This is a genomic window from Oceanospirillum linum (assembly GCF_001995095.2).
Taxonomy (GTDB): domain Bacteria; phylum Pseudomonadota; class Gammaproteobacteria; order Pseudomonadales; family Halomonadaceae; genus Oceanospirillum; species Oceanospirillum linum.
The window spans coordinates 1-427 of the sequence record NZ_MTSD02000134.1 but is presented as its reverse complement, the minus strand read 5'-3'; the positions used below and the strand labels follow the sequence as shown (position 1 = coordinate 427).

Sequence of the window (427 nt, the reverse complement as noted above, 5' to 3'; positions counted from 1 at the left end):
ATAATGACATGCTTGCCTTGGTAAAATAGATCGTCAATTAAGACAACCGTACTATCTGCGGGCGCAAATACGCGCTGGCCTGACATATCAACACCCGTGTGGCTGTAGACTTCTTCTCCGTTATAGAACCTTTGCTCTCCAAAGCCTTGGCTCACACTACCTTCAGTGGGGCGTAAAAAAACTCTGTTATCTGGTGGGTTACCGCTCCAACGTTGTAAGAAGCTTTGTATTTTATTTTTCTCTTGCTGAATTCGCTGTTGCTGAGCGGGTGTCAAATCTTTTTGCAGAGGAGTTCGGCTGATAATGTGTTTTTGTTGAGGTTTTTCTGGCGCGCCAACCTCTAAAAATACATTGCGAATTCGCCCGCCTGGCTGATGGATATCAAGGCTGTGCTTGCCTGTATTTAGACTAAGAGGCAGGCCTACCC

1 protein-coding gene is annotated in these 427 nt (G+C 46.1%); it reads right to left on the bottom strand.

Annotation, left to right across the window (positions count from 1 at the left end):
• Positions 1-427 (bottom strand): M23 family metallopeptidase (locus BTA35_RS18075; RefSeq protein ID WP_369126257.1); only part of this gene is annotated, 427 nt, incomplete at both ends.